This window comes from Bradyrhizobium pachyrhizi, from assembly GCF_001189245.1.
GTDB lineage: Bacteria > Pseudomonadota > Alphaproteobacteria > Rhizobiales > Xanthobacteraceae > Bradyrhizobium > Bradyrhizobium pachyrhizi.
Genome location: NZ_LFIQ01000078.1, coordinates 1 through 292 on the forward strand (window position 1 = coordinate 1; position 292 = coordinate 292).

Annotated in this window: 1 protein-coding gene; it reads left to right on the top strand. The window is 57.2% G+C overall.

The annotated features are described in order from the left end of the window. Positions 1–292: extracellular solute-binding protein (locus tag AKL29_RS43680; RefSeq protein WP_347336983.1), on the top strand; the 292-nt coding region annotated here is incomplete at both ends.

Below are 292 nucleotides of genomic sequence, written 5' to 3' on the forward strand. Positions count from 1 at the left end.
AGAGACGGTCACCCTGGCGGATGTGCCTAATCTGGCGGACGTGCCCGAGCGTTATCTAGCCAAAGACGAGAAGGGCAACATCAAGAATATCCCGCGCTCGATCAACGGCGGTTTCTTCGCTGTGCGCACCGATCGTTGTCCTATTGAGATCAAGGCTATCGAAGATCTACTGAATCCGAAACTCAAGGGTCAGATCTCGTGGCCGCTCCCGACCACCTACTCGAATATGGCCACGGTCACATTGGCCCTGGCGCGCGGCGGGAACGAGTTCAACATGGATCCGGGCTGGAAG